The organism is Yinghuangia soli (assembly GCF_021502675.1).
Classification (GTDB): domain Bacteria; phylum Actinomycetota; class Actinomycetes; order Streptomycetales; family Streptomycetaceae; genus Yinghuangia; species Yinghuangia soli.
The window spans coordinates 26,818-46,884 of the sequence record NZ_JAKFHA010000005.1 but is presented as its reverse complement, the minus strand read 5'-3'; the positions used below and the strand labels follow the sequence as shown (position 1 = coordinate 46,884).

At 73.2% G+C, this 20,067-nt stretch carries 16 protein-coding genes; 6 read left to right on the top strand and 10 right to left on the bottom strand.

Annotation, left to right across the window (positions count from 1 at the left end; all coding sequences use genetic code 11):
• Positions 1-149: 149 nt before the first annotated feature.
• The gene (idi, locus tag LZ495_RS11415; protein ID WP_235051996.1) at positions 150-719 is read right to left on the bottom strand and encodes an isopentenyl-diphosphate Delta-isomerase; all 570 of its coding nucleotides are present in this window, start codon (positions 717-719) and stop codon (positions 150-152) included.
• 172 nt (positions 720-891) lie between these two features.
• Between idi and LZ495_RS11410 the strand changes: the two genes are divergently transcribed.
• Positions 892-2,607, top strand: a complete 1,716-nt coding sequence (locus LZ495_RS11410; RefSeq protein WP_235051995.1) for an N-acyl-D-amino-acid deacylase family protein — start codon at positions 892-894, stop codon at positions 2,605-2,607.
• A 311-nt stretch (positions 2,608-2,918) separates the two neighbouring features.
• Here LZ495_RS11410 and LZ495_RS44560 read toward each other — a convergent pair whose 3' ends face one another.
• A complete protein-coding gene (locus tag LZ495_RS44560; protein WP_235051994.1) occupies positions 2,919-3,443 on the bottom strand; it encodes a chaplin in 525 nt (174 codons plus the stop codon).
• Between the two features lie 183 nt (positions 3,444-3,626).
• The gene (locus LZ495_RS11400) at positions 3,627-3,968 is read right to left on the bottom strand and encodes a chorismate mutase (RefSeq protein WP_235051993.1); all 342 of its coding nucleotides are present in this window, start codon (positions 3,966-3,968) and stop codon (positions 3,627-3,629) included.
• A 157-nt stretch (positions 3,969-4,125) separates the two neighbouring features.
• Between LZ495_RS11400 and LZ495_RS11395 the strand changes: the two genes are divergently transcribed.
• Positions 4,126-4,521, top strand: a complete 396-nt coding sequence (locus tag LZ495_RS11395; RefSeq protein ID WP_235051992.1) for a hypothetical protein — start codon at positions 4,126-4,128, stop codon at positions 4,519-4,521.
• 63 nt (positions 4,522-4,584) lie between these two features.
• Here the strand turns inward: LZ495_RS11395 and LZ495_RS11390 are convergent, their stop codons facing one another.
• Both LZ495_RS11390 and LZ495_RS11385 read right to left on the bottom strand, forming a co-directional pair.
• Positions 4,585-4,884, bottom strand: coding sequence for a monovalent cation/H+ antiporter complex subunit F (locus tag LZ495_RS11390; RefSeq protein ID WP_235051991.1), 300 nt, complete (start codon positions 4,882-4,884; stop codon positions 4,585-4,587).
• 257 nt (positions 4,885-5,141) lie between these two features.
• On the bottom strand, positions 5,142-6,077 hold the full coding sequence (locus LZ495_RS11385; protein ID WP_235051990.1) for an IclR family transcriptional regulator: 936 nt from the start codon (positions 6,075-6,077) through the stop codon (positions 5,142-5,144).
• A gap of 254 nt (positions 6,078-6,331) precedes the next feature.
• On the opposite strand from LZ495_RS11385, the gene LZ495_RS45260 reads away from it, so the two are divergent.
• Positions 6,332-7,216, top strand: coding sequence for a DUF4396 domain-containing protein (locus tag LZ495_RS45260; RefSeq protein ID WP_372498555.1), 885 nt, complete (start codon positions 6,332-6,334; stop codon positions 7,214-7,216).
• Between the two features lie 144 nt (positions 7,217-7,360).
• Here the strand turns inward: LZ495_RS45260 and LZ495_RS11375 are convergent, their stop codons facing one another.
• On the bottom strand, positions 7,361-7,756 hold the full coding sequence (locus LZ495_RS11375; protein WP_235051989.1) for a nuclear transport factor 2 family protein: 396 nt from the start codon (positions 7,754-7,756) through the stop codon (positions 7,361-7,363).
• Positions 7,757-8,050: 294 nt separating this feature from the next.
• Here LZ495_RS11375 and LZ495_RS11370 point away from each other — a divergent pair, with 294 nt between their 5' ends.
• Entirely contained in the window at positions 8,051-9,016 is a 966-nt protein-coding gene (locus tag LZ495_RS11370; protein WP_235051988.1) for an NAD(P)/FAD-dependent oxidoreductase, read from the top strand.
• Between the two features lie 76 nt (positions 9,017-9,092).
• Here the strand turns inward: LZ495_RS11370 and LZ495_RS11365 are convergent, their stop codons facing one another.
• The 3 genes from LZ495_RS11365 to LZ495_RS11355 are packed head-to-tail and all read right to left on the bottom strand — an operon-like array spanning position 9,093 to position 13,086.
• On the bottom strand, positions 9,093-11,465 hold the full coding sequence (locus tag LZ495_RS11365) for a CoA transferase (RefSeq protein WP_235051987.1): 2,373 nt from the start codon (positions 11,463-11,465) through the stop codon (positions 9,093-9,095).
• A gap of 23 nt (positions 11,466-11,488) precedes the next feature.
• The gene (locus LZ495_RS11360) at positions 11,489-11,902 is read right to left on the bottom strand and encodes a Zn-ribbon domain-containing OB-fold protein (RefSeq protein WP_235051986.1); all 414 of its coding nucleotides are present in this window, start codon (positions 11,900-11,902) and stop codon (positions 11,489-11,491) included.
• Between the two features lie 2 nt (positions 11,903-11,904).
• The gene (locus LZ495_RS11355; RefSeq protein ID WP_235051985.1) at positions 11,905-13,086 is read right to left on the bottom strand and encodes a thiolase family protein; all 1,182 of its coding nucleotides are present in this window, start codon (positions 13,084-13,086) and stop codon (positions 11,905-11,907) included.
• Between the two features lie 552 nt (positions 13,087-13,638).
• Here LZ495_RS11355 and LZ495_RS11350 point away from each other — a divergent pair.
• Positions 13,639-16,395 carry an ATP-binding protein gene (locus LZ495_RS11350; protein ID WP_235051984.1) on the top strand — a complete coding sequence of 919 codons (2,757 nt, stop codon included), beginning with the start codon at positions 13,639-13,641 and terminating at the stop codon, positions 16,393-16,395.
• On the top strand, positions 16,392-19,472 hold the full coding sequence (locus LZ495_RS11345) for an ATP-binding protein (RefSeq protein ID WP_235051983.1): 3,081 nt from the start codon (positions 16,392-16,394) through the stop codon (positions 19,470-19,472). The genes LZ495_RS11350 and LZ495_RS11345 overlap by 4 nt, the downstream gene beginning before the upstream one ends.
• Here LZ495_RS11345 and LZ495_RS11340 read toward each other — a convergent pair.
• Positions 19,420-19,863, bottom strand: coding sequence for a hypothetical protein (locus LZ495_RS11340; protein WP_235051982.1), 444 nt, complete (start codon positions 19,861-19,863; stop codon positions 19,420-19,422). The two genes, LZ495_RS11345 and LZ495_RS11340, sit on opposite strands and share 53 nt — an antisense overlap.
• Between the last annotated feature and the right edge of the window lie 204 nt (positions 19,864-20,067).

The following is a 20,067-nucleotide window of genomic DNA, read 5'->3' as shown; positions in this document are numbered from 1 at the left end:
GCCGAGTGGCCTGCCGCGTCGCGGATGGCGGGGGTGCGCGGCAGGCGGCAGGTCGACTCAGGGCAGTCCGGCAGCCACGCCTGCGCCTCGACGCCGCACCCGGCAGCCAGGTACTTGCGCTGCCACGCCGCCCTGCCCCTGCAGAGCGTTCAGCGTCCTGCGGCGAGGTCCTCCAGCGCCGGGCGGGCCGTGCCCAGTACCGCGCTCAGCCACGCCGTGTGGTCGTGGGCGGCCAGCCATGCGTCCAGTTCCGCGAGCGGCACGTACGCCACCTCGTGGACCTCGTCCGGATTGAGCGCCGTGCTGCTCCCCACGCGGCCCACGAAGAGGTGGTTGTACTCCTTCTCCACCAGCCCGGAGACCTCGTCGGTCACGTCGTACGTCACCAGCCCGGCCGGGATCAACACCGCGGGCTTGATGCCCAGTTCCTCGCCGACCCGGCGGGCCACCGCGTCCGCGGGCGGTTCGCCGGGGAACGGGTGGCTGCAGCAGGTGTTCGACCAGCGGCCCGGGGAGTGGTACTTGGTGAGCGCGCGGCGCTGCATGAGGACCGAGGCGGCGTCCGGGCCGCCCTCTTCGCCGAGCAGGAACACCGAGAAAGCGCGGTGGAGTTGTCCGGGCGGCTGGTGGGCCGCGAGCTTTTCGGCGAGGCCGATGGTGTTGCCGTCGGCGTCCACCAGTTCGACCATCACAACGTCGGCCGACGCTTCCTGCGTCATGCGCGCTCCTACCCGCTCGCTACTGTCCGTACCTCTTCGGAAACCCTACCGGCCGCGCCTTTATGCCGCGGGGATTCCGCGCCGCGCCCATCGACATCGCAAGGCCCTGCTGCTTCACTGCGGACCATCGGTTAATGAGGTTTCATCACAAGCTGGCTCGGCGGGAGGGCCCATGCACGACCTGGTGATCCGCGGCGGGACCGTGGTGGACGGGACGGGCGCACCGGCCCGGACCGCGGACGTCGCGGTGGCGGACGGCCGCATCGCCGCGGTGGGCAGCCGCTCCGAAGTAGGCGCGGGGCGTACCGAGATCGACGCGGACGGCGCACTGGTCACGCCCGGCTGGGTGGACATCCACACGCACTTCGACGGCCAGGTCACCTGGGACGAACTCCTGACCCCGGCCTGCTGGCACGGTGTGACCACGGTGGTCACCGGCAACTGCGGCGTGGGCTTCGCGCCCTGTAAGCCGGACGAGCGCCGCCGGCTGATCGAACTCATGGAAGGCGTCGAGGACATCCCCGGCACGGCGCTGCACGAGGGCATGCAGTGGGCCTGGGAGTCGTTCCCCGAGTACCTGGACTTCCTGGCCACGCGCCCGCTCGTGATGGACTTCGGGACGCAGATCTCGCACGGCCCGGTGCGCACCTACGTCATGGGCGAGCGCGGCGCCCGCAACGAGCCGGCCACGCCCGCGGACATCGCCGCGATGGCCGCGATCGTGCGCGAGGCGATGGAGGCCGGGGCGCTGGGCTTCACCACGTCCCGCACGATCATGCACCGGGCGATCGACGGCGAGCCGGTGCCGGGCACCTACGCCGCCGAGGACGAGCTGTTCGGCATCGGCGCGGCGCTCAAGGCCGCCGGGCACGGGGTCTTCGAGGTGGCGCCCGCCGGCGTCGCGGGCGAGGACGATCTGGCCGCCTCGCGCGAGGTGGCGTGGATGCGGCGCCTGGCCGCGGCCATCGGGCGGCCGGTCGCGTACGGCATGACGCAGTCCAACGCGTCGCCCGACCTCTACCGCGAGCTGCTCGCCGAGACGCAGGCCGCCGCGGACGCCGGCGCCGAGGTGTGGATGCAGGTCGCGGGCCGGGCCACCGGCCTGATCTTCAGCCTGGAGACGACGTACCACCCGCTGCGCGGGCGCCCGAGCTTCGACGCGCTGCTGCCGCTGCCGATCGCCGAGCGCGTGGCCCGGCTGCGCGACCCCGCGGTGCGCGCCGCGATCCTGTCCGAGAGCGCCGCGAAGTTCTCGCTGCTGGCCACGTTCGGCGACCGCATCGTGCCGATCGGCGACGAGGTCGACTACGAACCGGCGTACGAGGACAGCGTGGCGGCCCGGGCCAAGCGCGAGGGCCGGGCGCCGGACGCGGTGCTCTACGACCTGATGCTGGAGCGCGACGGCCGCCGCATGTTCATGATCCCGATCCTGAACTACGCGGACGGCAGCCTCGAACCGGTGCGCGAGATGCTCCTGCACCCGCGCTCGGTCTTCGGCCTGGGCGATGCGGGCGCGCACTGCGCGACGATCAGCGACGCGAGCATGACCACCACGATGCTCACCCACTGGGCCCGGGACCGCAGCCGCGGCGACCGGCTGCCGCTGGAGCTCGCGGTCAAGAAGATGACCGCGGACACCTCGGCGCTGTACGGGCTGCGCGACCGCGGGCGCATCGCCCCCGGCCTGCGCGCCGACCTCAACGTCATCGACCTCGACCGGCTGCGCGCGCACCCGCCGGAGGTGCTGTACGACCTGCCGGGCGACTGCCCCCGGCTCATCCAGCGCGCCGACGGCTACGTGGCCACCGCGGTGGCCGGGCGCGTCACCTTCCGCGAGGGCGAGCACACCGGCGAACTGCCCGGCACGCTGATCCGCGGCCGCCGGTAGCCCTGGGGCGCGTAACGGCTCGGGGACTCAAGGGCTTGAGAGCACGAGGGCTTGAGAGCACGAGGGCTTGAGGACTTGAGGGCTCAACCGGCTCTGGGCACTCGGGGGGCTCGGAGGCTCGGTCGGGTGCCAGGCCCGGCGCAAGATCCCCCCGGCATGCCCTGGCGGCACTTCTTCCGCTCATGACCGAGGCCCGGGCCGTCTGGCAGACGGCCGGGGCCTGGTGCGGTGCTTCACGTGCTGGTACTGCCTGCCGATCCCGCCGGGAAGCCGGCACGGCCTGGCTTCCGCTGCGGGTCCGGTGATCCGGGTCAGAGGCTGACGGCGTCAGTGACCTCGTGGACGACCTGGACCTCGGGGCACGGGCACTCCTCGTCCGAGGGGCACTCCTCCGACGGCGGCGGGGTCACCGGCGGCGGGGTCACGGGCGGCGGGGTGACCGGCGGCGGGGTCACCGGCGGGGGCGTCACCGGCGGCGGGGTGGTGGGGGGGCACGCCGGCGGGGTGGTCGGCGGACCCTGCGGCGGGCACGCCGGCGGGTGGTGCGGCGGGTGGTGCGGCGGCGGAGCCATCGGGCCCTCGGCGTTCACGCAGGTGTTGCCGAACGCCGGGTTGAGGACGCCGATGACGTCGACGCTGTTCCCGCACAGGTTGACGGGCACGTGCACCGGGACCTGGACCAGGTTGCCGGAGAGGACACCGGGAGAACCCGTGGCCGCGCCGTCGGCAGAGGAGGAGGCCTGCGCCACCCCGCCGCCCAGGGCGAAAACGCTGCCGACCATGGCGGCAGTCACCACGGTCTTCTTGGCGAACTCGTTCACTGAGATGTTTCCCATCGTTCGAATGACGGTGGAACCGGGGTTCCACCGTCATCAACGCGCGACCCCCCATGGGGGCAACGGGAAGATCGCCAATTCGCCCGTATGCACGAATAACCCGGCGGCTGCGGGCATATGACGACTCGTCAGCTAAGAAAACCGATCATGTCGGGTCGAATCCCTGCCAACCGTCCGGGCGGATCAAGCCCGCTTGATCGCCTCGTGGTGGTGGATCACCTCGGCGATCAGGAAGTTCAGGAACTTCTCCGCGAAATCCGGGTCCAGCTTCGCACCGGCCGCCAGCGACCGGAGCCGCTGGATCTGCACCGACTCGCGCGCCGGGTCGGCGGGCGGCAGGTCGTGCGTCGCCTTGAGGACGCCGACGCGCTTGGTGCACTTGAACCGCTCGGCGAGCAGATGGACCAGTGCCGCGTCGATGTTGTCGATGCTGTCGCGCAGGTCCTGCAGCTCGGCGGGGATCGCCGGCGCGTCCTCGGACCCGGTCGCCTCGGGCGCGGACTGTTCGTTGGTGGAGTCGGCCATATCGCGCCACCCTACCCGGGGCCGCGACGGGGGCCGCTTCGAGGTGTCACCGCGGTCCACCCGGGGAACTTCAAGGTACGGCCGATGCGGAATCCCGATCCCTGTTCGGGTGCGCGCGACCGGCACGCATGCGACGAGGCATGAGGGGGCGACCGGCATGGACGACGTCCGCCTGACGCCCGCCGAACGGCGGGCGCTCGAGGAGATAGAGACCGAGCTGCGCAAGGACCGCGAGCTCGACCGCGCGCTGCGCAGAATGCGCACGCCCCGCAATTCCCGCCGAGCGGTGCGCCGACGCGGCGACGAGGCGCCGGGCACCCCGGGCGAGGAGGGCACCGCCCCCGGGGACAGCGCACCTGAGGTGCACGCGCCCGGCGACCGGCGCCGGACCTGGGCGCTCGCTTTGGTGTTCAGCATCGTCCTGACCGCGCTGCTCACCGCGGGGACGGTCTACTTCGTGGTCTTCGCGCTGGTCATGATGACGCTGGCGACGTCCGCGGCCATCGTGTGGATGTGCGTCGGCGTGTACATGCGGCGGCCGGATACCGGCTGAGCCCGGCGGCCGTCCGGCGGTGGCCGGGCCGGGCGGTCGTACGGCGGCCGGGGCCGGACGGGCTCAGCGCGCGTGGCGCCGGCGGCCGTGCCCCACGGGCTGCTTCGCGGCCCCGAGGCCGCGGCCGCGCACCGCAACCAGCACGGTGACGAGCGGGCCGAGGGTGCCGATGACCAGCGCCGCGTCGAGGGCTGCGAGCCGGCCCTGGCCGATCGAGAAGAACACGAGCGCGAGGCACACGATGATCGACGCGAGCACGCACGCCAACATGCGGTTCTGCCGCTGACCGTGGACGAACGCCCAGCCGCAGGCGGACAGGCCCACGACGGCAGTGGCCAGCGCGGCCAGCGAGGTGGTGGTCATCGCGGGAACCTCCGCATCCTTGCCCCGGTCAGGAACGACCCGGAACCCGAGTGTTACCCGGATTGACGGCAATGATGCCGCAGAGGCCGGCGAGCCGTGAGCCCGGCCCGCCCGAATTTCCCGGGAACCTTCGCAGATGATCCGATTGATGCGGACTGCGCGGCGGTTCCGGGGCGGATCGTGCGCGATTCCGTCCGGTCTGTCCGGTCCGATCCGGCTGATCCGGCTGATCCGGTCGCCCCGGCCGGCGCCGGCGGTCAGCCGCGGCGGACCGGCGGCTTGCCGCCGACCGCCTGCGTGATGCGCGTGCAGCCGCGCAGCAGGCGGCGGCCGACGCGCTCGACGTCCTTCGCGGCCATCTCGCGGTGCGGCTGCACCGACAGGTTCATCTGGGTGCCGCCGTCGGCATCGAAGACCGGGGCGCTGAGCGCGCTCACCGGGTAGCGGCCCGGGCCGTCCAGGTCGCCCGGCAGGTACTCGGCCTGCCGCAGTTCGGCGAGCAGGGCCATGACCATCGGCTGCAGCCCCTCGGCGAGCGGGTCGTCGCTCAGCTCGGCGAGGGCGTGGCGCAGGCGTACGCCGGCCGGGGTGAGGCGTTCCACGCTGTAGCCGCGGGCCCGGATCGCGGCGAGCGAGTCGAGCAGCGGTCCGCGGGCGGCCGGCCCCTCGGTGCGCGCCGCCCACTCGGCCACCACCTCGTCGTCCGCCCACGCCACGAACACGCCGCCGAAGGGCGGCGCGAGCGGGATGCGGCGGCCGATGCGGGCCGCGCCGGCCGCAGGCCCGGTGGCGGCGCCGCCCGCGTGCGCGACGATCACCAGATGCCCTTCGCTGCGGATCGCGGCAGTGGCCTCCATGCCGAGCTCCTCGGCGAGTGCGACGGCCTCGGCCTGGGCGAGGTGCACCGCCGGGTACGAAAGCTCCGCGGCGCGACCGGCGGCGACGAGGGCCGGGCCGAGCGTGAACGTCTTGTCGAGCGGATTGCGGATCAAATAGTCCGCGCTCGCGAGACTTGCGGTGACCGCATGGCAGGTTGCCTTGCTCATGCCGAGGGCCCGCGCGATGTCGCTGAGGCTGAACGCGTGCGACGGGCGGCCGGCCAGGAGCTCCAGGACGCCCACCACGCGGTCGGTGGGCGGGGACGGGCTCGCCCCGGGGGCCGCCGTACCGCTGTCGCCGCCGTCGAACGCCATCGGATCGTCTCCACCCTCGCCGGCCGGTCCCCCGGGCCTCCGCACGCCGCCGAACGGGCGCGCCACACGCTACCAAGAGGCAGGCGGATACCCGGTCCTACCGGCGCTGCGCTAGCCGAATCGCGCGTACCGGACAGGGAATAGGAACCCCCAGGGGGTACTTGACGATCATGAACGCCGCGCGTAGTTTCGACGCCGACGGCGATACCCCATGGGGGTATCGGGCAGACCGGCGAAGACAGGGCGGGACCACGATGAGCAACTCGACGCAGCAGCAGCACCAGCACGGCGCGAGCGCCGGCGCGCACGCGGACCATGCGGGACACGCGCACCACGGCGGGCATGCGGGCCACGAAGGCCATGGGGGCCACGGGGCGCACGTCGACCACACAGGCCACGCCGGACATGGCGAACACGTCCCGGACGCGGTGCCCGATGAACAGGGGGCCCACGCGGGGCACCACGGGCATCACGGGCACCACGCCGGGCACGGTGAGCATGCCGGGCACGGGGACCACGCCAACCACGAGGGGCATGGCGAGCACGGGCAGCACGGCGAGCACGCCGCGCACAGCGACCAGGCGCAGCACGCCCAGCACGCCCAGCACGCAGCCCATGCCGACCACGCAGAGCACGCCGGGCATGCCGACCACGCCTCCCACGCAGGCGGCCACGAACACCACGGACACGGACACGGCCACGGCCCGGTCTCCTGGCGGATGGCCGCCCTCGCCACGCTGCACTGCCTCACCGGCTGCGCCATCGGCGAGGTGCTCGGTCTCGCGATCGGCACCGCACTCGGCTGGAGCAACCTGGCGACCATCGCGCTCGCGGTCGGCCTGGCGTTCTTCTTCGGCTACGCGCTGACCATGTTCGGCATCCGCAAGGCAGGCCTGCCGTTCGGCACCATGATCAAGGTGGCGCTGGCCGCGGACACCGTGTCGATCATCGTGATGGAGGTCATCGACAACGGCTTCATGATGGCGATCCCGGGCGCGATGGACTCCGGGCTCGGCGACGGCCTCTTCTGGGGCGCGCTGGCCGGGGCGTTCGCCCTTGCCTTCGTGATCACCACGCCGGTCAACAAGGCGCTGATCGCCCGCGGCAAGGGCCACGCGGTCGTGCACTCGATGCACTGACCGGACCGGAACCACCGGCAGCCGCCGGGACCGGGGCGAGCAGGAGACGAGCAAGGAACAAGCAAGGAACAAGCAAGGGCCGGTCGGGCGTCCGCAGGGATGCCCGACCGGCCCTTGGTTCATCCGGGATCGGCCGACTGTCCGTCAGGCCCCTGCGGCAGGACCGGAGTTCTTCGCCAAGGCGTCGGTCACCGCGGCCAGGTCGAAGTAGTCGCGCCAGGCGTGGATCTTGCCGTCGCGCAGTTCGAAGACGCCCATGACAAGGATCTCCAGCGTGTTCCCGTTCGGGAACGTGAAGACGTCGGTGCGCTCGTTCAGCACGGTGTCGCCGTTCACCGCCTGGTGGTGCACGGTGAACTCGGCCCCGGTGAAAGGCCCGACGAAGCCGGCGATGAAGTCCCGGATCGCCTCGCGTCCGGTCACCGGCATGATCGGGATGTTGTGGTACGTGGCGTCCTCGGTGAAGTACCCGGCCAACTCGTCCGGGTCGAGCCGGCCCCACGCCTTGATGAACTCGTCGACCGTCGCTGCAGCATCCATGCGCGCGACCGTAGCGGTCCGACGATACGACTTCCAGAGCCGTGCGCAGCCCCTCATTCGGCGGATTGCCTGCACGGAATGTAACCGCGCCGTTACTCGACTGCCCTCATCCGGAAATGCCTCCTGGGTCTACTCAAAAGAGACAAACGTTCCTGGTAGTGGACGAAAGGATGCGAAGCCATGGCACCCACGCGGACCCCTGCGCCGTACGCAGCGCCTCTGCCCCGCGGGCGCGTCGTGGTTCCCGGGCGCGGCGCGAGGACCGCTACCGGAATGCGGCGCGGAGGCAGCATCGTGGACGTGGTGATCGTCGGCGGCGGCCTGGAGGGCATGGCGGCCGCCTGGGCGCTGGCCGAACGCGGCATGCGGGACGTCCTGGTCCTCGAACGCGGCACGGTCGGCCCCGGCGCCACCGGCATGTCGAGCGGCGTCGTGCACTGTCGCTACGGGACCCCTTCGTCTGCCGCGATGGCGTGGCGGAGCCTGCAGATCTTCGAGAAGGCGGAGGAAATCCTCGGTGCGAGCGTGGGGTTCCGGCGGACCGGCCACCTGGTCGGCGTCGGTCCGCTGGACGTGCGCGCGCTGGAGGCCGGCGTCGCGATGCAGCGGGCGCTCGGCATCGACGTGTACCTGGTCGGCCGCGACGACGCGGCGCGGCTGCGGCCGGCGGCCGAGCTGAAGGACTTCGCGGCGTTCGCGTACGAACCGCGCGGCGGGTACGGGGACGCGCACCGGACCGCGCACGCATTCGGGCGCGCCGCGATGCGCGCGGGGGCGCGGATCCGGCAGCATGCTCCGGTCGCCGCGCTGACCGCGTCCCGCGACCGGGTGACCGGGGTACGCCTGGCCGACGGGCAGGAAATCGCCGCGGGCACCGTGGTCGTGGCGGCAGGTCCGTGGAGCCCGGCGCTGGTCGCACCGCTGGGCGTCGACCTGCCGGACGCGTCGTTCGCGTCGCTGTACGCCGGTTGCCACGACGCCACTCCGGGCTTCGCCCCGGTCATCGGCCCCGCGGGCCCGGAAGGGCTCTTCGTGGCAGCCGGCTTCGGCGGGCACGGCTACGCCACCTCTCCCGCGGTCGGCACGCTGATCGCCGACCTGCTGTGCGAGGGCGCCAGCACGGACCCTGATGTCCCCGCAGCCGACTTCGCCCTGCGCCGGTTCGCCCACGGCCGCCCGCCATCCCCTCGTCAGGCCTTCGCCGGCACCGCGATCCCGTTCAGGGCGCGGTCGACGGCACCACGGAGGATCTTGTTGTAGGCAGCGCCCCAGATACGCCTGCCGAGGCGCTGAGGGCTTGGACGGTGTCGGGGCTGCCCATGTGCTGCCGTGCTCCTCAGAAGGGGCGGGTGCCGGTGATGTTGCGGGTGGTCAGATCGGCCAGGTCGGAGTCGGTGAGACCTAGTTCGCCGGTCAGTATCTCCGCGGTGTGCTGGCCCAGGGTCGGGGCGGCGGTGGTGAGCCAAGGGCCGGGGATCGAGGCGAGGCGGAACGGGAGTCCCGGGACGCGGTGTTCGCCCGCGACGGGGTGGACGACGCGGTTGAGGAAGCCGCGGTGCTCCAGTTGCTCGTCGGTCTCGATCGCGGCGGGCGGGACCACGACCGCGGCCGGGATTCCTGCGTCGCGCAGTTCGGCGGCGAGGCGGTCGGCGTCGCGGTCCGCGCACCAGGCGTCCAGGGCGGCGTCGATCGCGTCGTGGGCGGCGCGGCGGGCGGCCAGGTCCTCGCTGCCGGTCCAGGGCAGGTCGGCGGAGGCGAGGCCGACGAGTGCCTGCCAGTGCGCGTCGGTCTCGACGGCGAGGGCCAGCCAGGAGTCCGGGCCGGCGCAGCGGTAGACGCCCTGCGGGGCGGCGCCCGCGCCGCGGTTGCCGTCGCGGCGTACCTCGCGGCCCTCCGCGGTCCAGGCGACCAGCGCCTCGGCGGCGACGTTGAGGGTGGCCTCGACCATGGTGGACTCGATCATCGTGCCGGTGCCGGTGCGGTCGCGCTCCTCGAGTGCGGCGAGCAGCGCGAACACCGCGTGCGTACCGGCGTTGGGGTCGCACGGGCCGCGCGGGATGAGCGGCGGGCCGTCGGCGCGGCCGGTCATCCAGGCCATGCCGGAGACCTGCTCCATGGTCTGCGCGAAGCCGGTGCGGTCGCGCCACGGGCCGTCCAGGCCGAACGCGGGCATGCGCAGCAGGATGAGGCGTTCGTTGCGGGCGTGCAGCGTGTCCCAGGTGAGACCGAGGTTGTCCATGACCCGCGGCGAGAAGTTCTCGATCACCACGTCGGCGGTCTCGGCGAGGCGCAGGACGAGGTCGTGGCCTTCGGGAGTGCCCAGGTCAAGGGTGATGCCGCGCTTGGCGGGGTTGGCGCCGAAATACACCATGCCCCATTCCCACCACAGTTCGTCGGTGGGCTTGCGGGCGGACGCGAACCGCATGCCGTCGGGGCGCTTGTGCGCCTCGACCTTGACGACGTCGGCGCCGAGCGCGGCAAGTGCCATGGTGGCGCTGGGACCGGCCCAGAATGCGGTGAGGTCGAGGACGCGGAGGCCGGCGAGGGGGCGTGCGTCCGCGTCGGCGGGCGGGATCGCCGCTTCGGCGTCGGCTTGCGGTGCGGCTGCCGGCGTCGGCCCGGGTGCGGGTGCGTCGAACGGGACGCCGCGGAAGTCGCCGATGCGGTACGGCACCCGTGGTTGCAGGAAGCCGCCCTGCGGGTTGGGCACGAAGACGCCGCGTTCGACGAAGTGGTCGATGCCGGGCAGCGAGGAGGGTGTCCCGACGTCGGCGACGGGGATGCGGAGCGCGCCCGCGAAGGCGACGATGTCGGCGGTGCGGTGCTTGGTCGTCCAGGTGCGCACGATGTCGAGGAACTCCTCGCGGTGCCTGGCGCGTTCGCCCATCGTCGAGAAGCGCGGGTCGTCCAGCAGGTCGGGGCGTTCGATCATGAGCAGGAAGTCCTGCAGCTGCTGGCCGGTGCCCAGGCAGAAGCCGACCCAGCCGTCCGCGGTCGGTTCGATCGAGGGGATCTCCAGGGTGCGGCCGCTCACGAACTCGGCTCCGGCAGCCCGGAAGAGCGAGGCCGCGACGGATCCGTACGTCTGCATGGTCGACGCCATGCTCTCCAGCATCGACACGTCGGCGTGGTCGCCGCGGCCGGTGCGGCGGGCCGCGCGGGCGGCGGCGAGGGCGGCGACGGCCGCGTAGCCGCCGGTGACCCATTCGCCGATGTGCCCGCCGGCCTGCAGCGGCATCTCGCCGGCCAGCCCGCGGCCGCCGGTCGAGCCGCAGGACGCCTGCAGCGTGAACTCGGTGGCCGGGCGCCCGGCGTGCGGCCCGGTGCGGCCGTACGGGGTGATCGAGACGATGACCAGGGCCGGGTACGCGGTGCGCCATGCGTCCAGGTCGGCGTCGGCGAGGCAGCCGTCCTCGATGAGGATGTCGGGGCGCTCCGGGAATCCGGCGGCCGCGGAGCCGGGCACGAACGTGCCGCGGTCGGAGACGGCGCTGAAGCGCTTCCCCGCGGTCAGGTAGCGGAACAGTGCCGAGTCGGTGCCGTCCGGTGCGATGCCGTCGCGGCCGCGGCGCAGCGGGTCGCCGGCGCCCGCCTCCGCCTTGACGACGTCCGCACCCGCATCGCGCAGGAGTTTGGCGCAGTAGCCGCCCGGGACGCCGTAGGAGAGTTCGATGACGGTACGGCCCGCCAGCGGAGCGGTGGATGCCAACGCGATCGACCTCCGGGAGTGGCTCAGGGGAACTGCGGGCGGAAGTACGGCAGGACGCGCTCGCCGCCCACGCCGTGCAGGTCGACGCGTACGCGCATGCCCTCGCGTACCGCGTCCGCCTCGACGCCGATCAGGTTGGTGAGCATGCGGTAGCCCTCGTCGAGGTCGACGATCGCGACCGCGTACGGGGTGGTGAAGCTGGGGGTGACCGGCCGGTGCACGACGGTCCAGCTGTAGACGGTGCCGAGCCCGGCGCTCACGCGCCATTCGAGCTCGCGCGACGTGCAGCCGCGGCACAGGTCGGTGGGCGTGAAGTTGGCGGTGCCGCACGCGGTGCAGCGCTGGTAGCGCAGTTCCCCTTCCGCGCAGCCGTCCCAGAAGGGCGCGGTGAGCGGGGTGACGGGGTTGAGGGGTACGCCGGTCTGGGGTTCGAGCACGGTCAGGGCCTTTCCGTTCCGAACAGCGCGACCTGGTTGAACAGCGCGCCGGAGCCGCCTGCGCTGGCGAGGGCCACCCGGGCCCCGGGAATCTGCGTGGACGCGCAGGTGCCGCGCACCTGCTGCACGGCGCGGATGGCGCGCTGGAGCATCTGCGGGTTGGAGCCGGCGTGGCTGTAGGACATGAGGCCGCCGTCGGTGGTGGCGGGGTACTTGCCGTCCGGGGCGATGTGCCCGTCCGCGACGAACGGGCCGCCCTCTCCGGGGGCGCAGAAGCCGAAGGCCTCCAGTTGCCGGATGACCTCGAAGGAGAAGGGGTCGTACAGCTCCAGGACGTCGACGTCGGTGCGGCCCAGGCGGGCGGTGCGGAACGCGCGGTCCGCGGCGCGGCGGCCGACGGTGCCGGCCCGGTCGTCGGCGTCCCGCGCAGTGCGTCCGGCCAGGTCGTACGCGGGCGGGTGCTGGTAGGCCGGGCCGTAACTGTCGGCGGCCATGCCGAGCAGGTAGACAGGTGTGGCGCGCAGGTCGCGGGCGCGGTCGGCGCGGGTGAGGACGAGCGCGCAGCCGCCTTCCGAGGTCATCGCGCAGTCGAGCAGGTGGAAGGGCTCGGCGATGGGACGCGAGGCGCGGATGTCGGCGGGGGTGTAGGGGCCGCGGCCGTGGTAGACGGCTTCGGGGTTGGCGTGGCCGTTGTTGCGGATGGTGGCCGCGACGGTCGCCATCTGGTCTTCCGTGGTGCCGTATTCGATCATGTGGCGGCGGGCCACCAGGGCGAACTCGGCCGCGGTGAACAGGCCCCACGGGATGACGAACTCGTTCTCCGGGCGGGTCCACGGCGCGGTCGCGGCGCGGTCGGTGTGGATGCCGGCCTCACCGGACGCCACCACCGCCACGTCGCACATGCCCGCGGAGATCGCGAGGGCGGCCTCGGCGATCATGCCGAGTCCGTACTGCGTGCCGCGCCAGGCCGGGCCGAGGCGGAGGTCGTGGATCAGCCGCGCGGAGAGGTCGGCGGCGCTCACCCCGTCCACGTCGTCGAGGCCGAGTCCGGCGTCGGCCAGGGCTCCGTGCACCGCCTCGACGGTGATCGACGCGGAGGTGTGGCCGGGCAGCCGGCGGGCCTGCGCGGTGTTGAAGACCCCGGCGACGACCACGTCCCGGTACGGATGGGACTCCGGTGCCATGGCGTCGTGCCCCTTCCGGTCGCCCTTGTCCGACTGGCCGCGGGGTCCTGGCACCCCGCGCGAGTGCCCCATTGGAAGCGGGACTTGATGAGGAGTCAAGGGCCATGGACGCGCAGGGCTTGTTGTCGGTTGTGGTCAATTCCGGTCAGGTTGCGCGGGAAACGCGCGAAACGCGGTCCGGGGCGGGGAGATGGTGACTGGACGGATGCGGGGCTTGATCTTCCTTGCCCGTGCGGTGACCGATCCGGGCGGGACCAACGACCGAGTCGCACCGCTCGGCGGACCGGATCGCCGCAATCGATGAGGACTTCTGTGTCAAGGCGGGCACATCGGGTGACCTTCATGCGCCAGGATGGGATTTGCATACGCGTAGGGCCGACCGCCATCGGGCCGCGCGTGCACCCTCGTGGGGAAGGTGCCGTCATGGCAGAAGCGAACGGATCGCCGGGTTCCGGGACCCCGCGGCCCAGTGGGACGACGGCGGATATTCCGCCGGAAGGGCGCTCGTCGGGAGCGCTCGAACGGCGCGCAGAGGGAGCGCGCCGTATCGACGTGCGCGGTGGGGCGGCCGTCGACGTCTCCGACTGGGCCGGCTCGGAAGCGCTGCTCGCACAGCCCCCGGTGCTGGAGCGGGACAACGAACTGGCCGCGGTACGCGCGGTGATCGAGAATCTGTGCGCCCACGCCCGCGCGGACTCCGGCGCGGACCAGGTGCACCGCGGTGAACTGCTGCTGGTGGAGAGCCGGGCCGGCTGGGGCAAGACCACCATCCTGGACGAGGCCCGCCGGATAGCCGTGGAGAACCACTGCACGGTGCTCCTCGCCAAGGGCGGCGAGCGTGAGCAGACCCGCTCGTTCCTCGTGGTCAAGGAACTCTTCTACAAGCTGCTGGCCGGATACACCGACGCCGAGCGCACCGCGCTCCTCGGCAGCTGGTTCGACATCATCGCCCCGGCGCTGGGCCTGTGCCCCGCCGCGGCGGGCTCCACGCCCGACCGGCTCGCCATCAGCGACGCCCTCGACTGGCTCATGACCTCGCTCACCCGGAACCGGGGACCGATCGTCATGATCCTGGACGACGCGCACTGGGCGGACGCCGAATCGCTCTCCTGGATCACGAGCTTCGCGCAGCGCCTGCACAATTGGCCGGTCCTGCTCCTGGTGGCCCGGCGTACCGAGGAAGTCACCGAGGTCAGCCCGCTGCTCCGCACCCTGGCCACGCTGGACCGCGCGCAGCGCCTCCGGCTGGGACCGCTGTCCCGCACGGGCAGCGCGCAGATGGTGCACATGGCGCTGGGGCCCGCGGTCGACGAGGGCTTCCGGGAGCGCTGCTACGAGGTCAGCGGCGGCGGCCCGTTCGTCCTGTGGGCGACACTGCGCGAGTTCAAGCGCTTACGGCTGGCGCCGGTGGACGCCCACGCAGGCCGCCTGGCCTCGATCGCCGCCGCGCAGATCGGCGAGAAACTGTCGCTGCGCCTGGAGAGCATGGGCGCGGCCACCTTGGCGGTCGCCCGTGCGGTGGCGATCCTCGGCAGCGACGCGACCGTGGTCCGCGTCGCGGACCTGGCCGAGGTCGACGTGCACCAGGTAGGCGAGGTCGCGGACCGGCTGCGGGCCGCGGCGATCCTGGTCAACCAGGACGTGCTGGGCTTCGTGCACCCGCTGATCGCCGCCGCGGTCTACGACAACATCCCCTCGCACGCGCGCAGTTCGCTGCACGCCAATGCCGCCCGGCTGCTGGTCAGGGACGGCCGCGACGCCCGCTCGGCGGTCTTCCACCTGCTGGCCACCCGGCCGCGCAACGACCAGTGGATCGTCGACCAGCTGCGGGCCGCCGCCGACCAGGAGAAGCGGGCCGGTGCGCCCGAGTCCGCACTGCGCTGCCTGCAGCGCGCCATGGAGGAGCCACCGCGGCCCGCCGACCGCGCCGCGGTGCACTACGAGCTGGGCCGGGCGCTGTTCAGCACCTCGCCGCAGGGCGCGATCGAAGAACTGCGCAAGGCGCTGGAGGCCGACTCCGAGGTGCGCCAGCTGCGCGAGCAGATCGTGCTGCAGCTCTCCCGCGCGCTGGGCTACACCGACCAGATCAAGGAAGCCGTCGAACTCCTGGACACCGAGGCGCAGGCCGCCAATGCGTCCGCCAGCCGGCTGCGGCTGCAAGCCGAGCACTTCCTGTGGGCGGTCTTCTGGGTCGACGACCCCGACTACCCGGCGCGTGCCCGGCGGCTCAAGAACCTGGTGCTGCGCCTGGAGGGCAACAACCGCACCGAGCGCTGCCTGCTGGCGCTGCGCGCCTGGTACGGCGTCATGCGCGGCGACCCGATGGTCCAGGTGCTGGCCAGCGCGGACCAGGCGTGGGGACCCGGCCTGAACTGGACGGACGAGGACTGGGGATTCGAGATCCCCAGCCTGCTCGCGCTCGTCTACATGTACTGCGACAAGAACGACCGGGCCGAGCAGCTGTTCAGCGCCGGCGTGAAGGAACTGGAGTCGCACGGCTGGAGCGGCACCCAACTGTCGTACGCGCATGCCATGCGCAGCCTGGTCCGCTACCGGCAGGGCAAGCTCGCCGCCGCGGAACACGATGCCCGGCGCGCGCTCGCACTGTCGGACCGGCTGCCCGAGGGACTGCCGCTGCCCTGGTACTCGCTCGGGCCGCTGATCGAAGTGCTGATCGCGCGCGGCGACATACCCCAGGCCCTGGCGCTCGCGGAGCGGTACCAGTTCGGCAAGCCGTTCCCGAACGCGGTGGTCTTCCCCGTCCCGCAGGCGGTGCGCGGCGAGTTGCGCCTCGCCACCGGCGAGAACCGGTCCGCGGCGGAGGACTTCACCGAGGCCGGGGAGAAGCTGGAAGCGCGCGGCGTGGCCAATCCGGCGTTCTGCGCGTGGAAGGTGAACCTCGCCCGGGCGCTGGCCGGCGACGACCCGGAGACCGCGTACGAGCACGCCAGCGAGGCGCTGCGGCGCGCGTACCGGTTCGGTGCGCCGTCGGCGATGGGCCAGGCGCTGCGGGTGACCGGGCGGCTGGAGGGCGGGCAGAAGGGCCTCGCGAAGATCGAGGACGCACTGATGTGGCTCGAACACTCCGATGCCCGGTACGAGTACGCCCTGACGCTGGTCGAGTACGGCATATGGCTGCGCCGCGAGTTCGGCGACCGGGACGCCGTGGACACGCTGTTCGAAGGCCTGAACGTCGCACTGGAGTGCGGGGCGGACGCACTCGCCGAGGCGGCCCGCGCCGAGCTGGTCGACATCGGCGAACTCCCGCCCTCGCGGGCGCTGGGCGGCGGCCCCGGAGCGATTCGGTGACCGGTGCGGCCTCGGCCGCACCGGATCCCGGACACGAGCCGCTGCTGGAGCGTCGGCGCGAGCTGACGCTTGTGCGCGAGCTGGTGCGCGGGTTGTGCGGTGCCGAGGGGGCGGGCGGTTCCGGTTCGGGCGACTCGGACAGTCCGGGTGGTCCGGTCGGTTCGGGTGGCTCGGTCGGTTCGGTCGGTTCGAGCGGCACGGGTGCGGGTGGCGCGGGCGGCCCCGCGATCGGCGGGGTCCCGGGACCGCTCGGGGCTGCCGGGACCGGTCAGCGCGGCAGCGTACTGCTGTTCGAGGGTGCGGCCGGGCTCGGCAAGACCACGCTCATGGACGCGACCCGCCGCATCGTCACCGAGTCCGGCTGCACGGTCCTGTACGCCCGTGGCGGCGAGCGCGAGCAGGGCCGGGCGTTCCACGTCGTCCGCCAGCTCTTCCGCCGCCTGCTGGTGGCCTGCGACGACGCCGAGCGGCACGAACTCCTCGGCGGCTGGTGGGACATGGTCGCCCCCGCGGTCGGCCTGGCCCCCGCCGCACCGGACGACGAGCTGGCACCGCCGGACCCGCAGGGCGTGCGCGACGCACTGGACTGGCTGATGGCCGGCCTGAGCCAGCGCCGCGGCTGCATGGCGGTGCTGGTCGACGACGCGCACTGGGCGGACCGCGAGTCGCTGGCCTGGCTGGAGGCGTTCACCCGGTCCGTCGAATCGATGCCGGTTCTGGTCGTGGTGAGCCGGCGGCCCGAGGAGCCGACCCCGAACACCGACCTGCTCGGCGACCTGGCCGCACTCGCCGGCCCGCAGCGGCTGATGCTGGCGCCGCTGTCCGGCCAGGCCGTCGCCGAGCTGGTCCGGGCCCGGCTGGGCGACCACGCGGACGACGCGTTCTGCGCGCAGTGCCACGTGTCGGCCGACGGAAACCCCTATGTGGTCGGCCAGTTGATCGGCGAGATGCTGGACCGCGACCTCAAGCCGACCGCGGCCAACGCCCGGCACCTCGACGCGATCGCGGCCGCGATCGTCGGCCGCGGCATGATGGCCCGCCTGGAGCGCACCGGCTCCGAGGCGATGCGCCTGGCCCGCGCGGTCGCGGTCCTCGGCGCCGACGCGACGCTCGGCCGGGCCGCGTCGCTGGCCGGGCTCGCCGCGGACGACGCGGTCGGACCGGCCGACCGGCTGCGCGCGGTCCGGGTGCTGGCCGGCGACGAGCAACTGGAGTTCGCGCACCCGACCATCGCCACCGAGGTGTACCGCCGCATACCCCCGCAGGCCCGCGGCGCACTGCACGCGCGGGCCGCACGGCTGCTGGTCGGCGACGGCCACGACGACGCGCAGGCGGCCGCGCATCTGCTGGCGACGTACCCGTCGGGCGACCCGTGGGTGGTGGCGCGGCTGCGCAGCGCGGCGTGGGAGGACCTGCGGGCGGGCGCCCCGGATGCCGCGTACCGGAACCTGCTGCGGGCGCTGAACGAGCCCCCGTTCGGAGAGGAACGCACAGCGGTCCTGTACGAATTGGGGCTGGCCGCCTTCGTGCACGACCCGCGGGCCGCGATCGAGCACCTGTACGCGGCGCTGACCTGCGCGCATCCGACGCAGCCGATCCGGCAGGCCATAGTGATCCGGCTGGCGAAGGCCCTCGCCCACGACGACCGGATGGCCGAGGCGGTCCATCTGGTCGATGCGGAGGCGCGGACCACGCGCCTGTCGCGGGCCCGGCTGCGGCTGCAGGCCGAGCACTTCCTGTGGGCGCTGTTCTGGGTCCAGGACACCGAGGCGCATGCCCGCGCCCGGCGGCTGCGGTCGCTGGCCGGGCGGCTGGCCGGCGCGGACACCACCGAGCGCTGCCTGCTGGGCATCCGGGCCTGGTACGGCGTGGTGCGCGGCGACCCCGCGGTGCAGGTCATCGCGTACGCGGAGCGGGCCATGAACCCGCCGCTGCGCTGGGTCGACGAGGACTGGGGCTTCGAGTTCCCGATCCTGACCGCGCTCGCGTTCCTGTACGCGGACCAGCCGGACCGGGCCGAGGCGTTCTTCCAGGACGGCATCGCCGAGCTGGAGGCGCGCGGCTGGCGCGGCACGCACCTGTCGTTCGGGCACACGCTGCTCGCGCACATCCGGTACCGGCAGGGCCGGCTCGCCGAGGCGGAGGCGGGCGCCCGCGCGGGCCTGGAACTGGCCGACCGGCTCGGGCCGGACGCCCCGGCCCGCTGGTACGCGCTCGGGACGCTGCTGCAGATACTGATCGCGATCGGACGCCTCGACGAGGCCGAGCAGCTCGCCGACCGCTACGGGTACGGCGAACCGTTCCCGCAGGCCGTGATCTTCCCGGTGCCGCAGGTCGTGCGCGGCGAACTGCGGCTGGCCCGGCACCAGTACGCGGCGGCGGCCGAGGACTTCGCCGAGGCGGGCCAGTTGCTCGACGCGCGCGGCGCGAGCAACCCGGCGTGGTGCCCGTGGCGTCCGTACCTGGCGCTCGCCCTCGCCGAGGAGGATCCGGCGGGGGCGCGCCGGGCGGCGCAGCGCGCGGTCGGCCAGGCGTACGTCTTCGGGGCGCCGTCGACGCTCGGCCAGACCCTGCGGGTGGCCGGGCAGCTCATCGGCGGCGCGGAGGGGCTGGCCAAGCTCGGCGAGTCGGTGCGCTGGCTCGCCGACTCTCCCGCGCGGTACGAATACGCCCTGTCGCTGGTCGAGTTCGGTGCGGCCCTGCGCCGCTCCAAACGCATCACCGAGGCCCGGCTGCGGCTCGGCGAGGGCCTCGAGGCGGCGGTCCGCTGCGGTGCGGAGGCGCTTGCCGTCCGGGCCAGGGCCGAGCTCCTGGCGGCCGGCGGACGGCCGCGGCGGGCGTACCGGACCGGCGTCGAGGCGCTCACCGCACGCGAGCGCCAGACCGCCGAACTGGTGGTGCGCGGCCTGTCGAACACCTCGGTGGCCCGCGAACTCGCGGTCCAGCTCGGCACCGTGCAGAAGCACCTGACCGCGGTCTACGCCAAGCTCGGCACCGACCGCGACGGTCTGGCGGAGTGCCTGGTCAGGTCCGACGTACCAGCACCGCGCGGGTATACATCGCCGGGCAGTAGGTGATCACCGACGCGTCCAGGTGCAGGGTCAGCGTGCCGGGGCCCGGGTGCACGCGGACGAGGCTGTGGCCGTAGCCCTCGATGGTGATGTCGCCGCTGCCGCCGAACACGTCCAGCCGGCCGTACGCGTAGCCGAGCAGGACGTGTGAGCGGCGGTAGCGGAAGCGGTCGACGTCCGCGGGGTCGTCGGCCGCCTTGCCGTCGATGATGTAGGCGGTGTGCGAGCCGCGGAACGAGCCGTCCGCGGCCAGCCGCACGTCGAGGTAGAAGTCGCGGAGGTCGTAGCCGTCGTGCCCGGCCGACCCGGGCACGACGGAATCCGCCGACGCCCAGCGGGCCCCGGGTCCGCGCGGCAGCGCGCCGCGGCCGATGTGCGCCTCCTGGTGGCGGACCATGACTCCCCTGCCCCTACCCGTCGTTGCCCTGCTGCGCCTTTGCCCTGCTGCGCCGTTGTCCTGCCGCGCCGTTGCACTGCCTCGCCGTTGCACTGCGCACGCCCCGCGGGCCCGCGCCCGGCACCGCCGATCGGACCCACTCGTGGCAGCAGGCCCGACCGGCCACCCCCGCACGGTCCCCGCCTACCCCCCGGTCGGCGGTTG

Coding starts and splice junctions, on each gene's coding strand:
- idi (WP_235051996.1), bottom strand. CDS start 719: ATGACGCAGGAAGCGTCGGCCGACGTTGTGATGGTCGAACTGGTGGAC.
- LZ495_RS11410 (WP_235051995.1), top strand. CDS start 892: ATGCACGACCTGGTGATCCGCGGCGGGACCGTGGTGGACGGGACGGGC.
- LZ495_RS44560 (WP_235051994.1), bottom strand. CDS start 3,443: ATGGGAAACATCTCAGTGAACGAGTTCGCCAAGAAGACCGTGGTGACT.
- LZ495_RS11400 (WP_235051993.1), bottom strand. CDS start 3,968: ATGGCCGACTCCACCAACGAACAGTCCGCGCCCGAGGCGACCGGGTCC.
- LZ495_RS11395 (WP_235051992.1), top strand. CDS start 4,126: ATGGACGACGTCCGCCTGACGCCCGCCGAACGGCGGGCGCTCGAGGAG.
- LZ495_RS11390 (WP_235051991.1), bottom strand. CDS start 4,884: ATGACCACCACCTCGCTGGCCGCGCTGGCCACTGCCGTCGTGGGCCTG.
- LZ495_RS11385 (WP_235051990.1), bottom strand. CDS start 6,077: ATGGCGTTCGACGGCGGCGACAGCGGTACGGCGGCCCCCGGGGCGAGC.
- LZ495_RS45260 (WP_372498555.1), top strand. CDS start 6,332: ATGAGCAACTCGACGCAGCAGCAGCACCAGCACGGCGCGAGCGCCGGC.
- LZ495_RS11375 (WP_235051989.1), bottom strand. CDS start 7,756: ATGGATGCTGCAGCGACGGTCGACGAGTTCATCAAGGCGTGGGGCCGG.
- LZ495_RS11355 (WP_235051985.1), bottom strand. CDS start 13,086: ATGGCACCGGAGTCCCATCCGTACCGGGACGTGGTCGTCGCCGGGGTC.
- LZ495_RS11340 (WP_235051982.1), bottom strand. CDS start 19,863: ATGGTCCGCCACCAGGAGGCGCACATCGGCCGCGGCGCGCTGCCGCGC.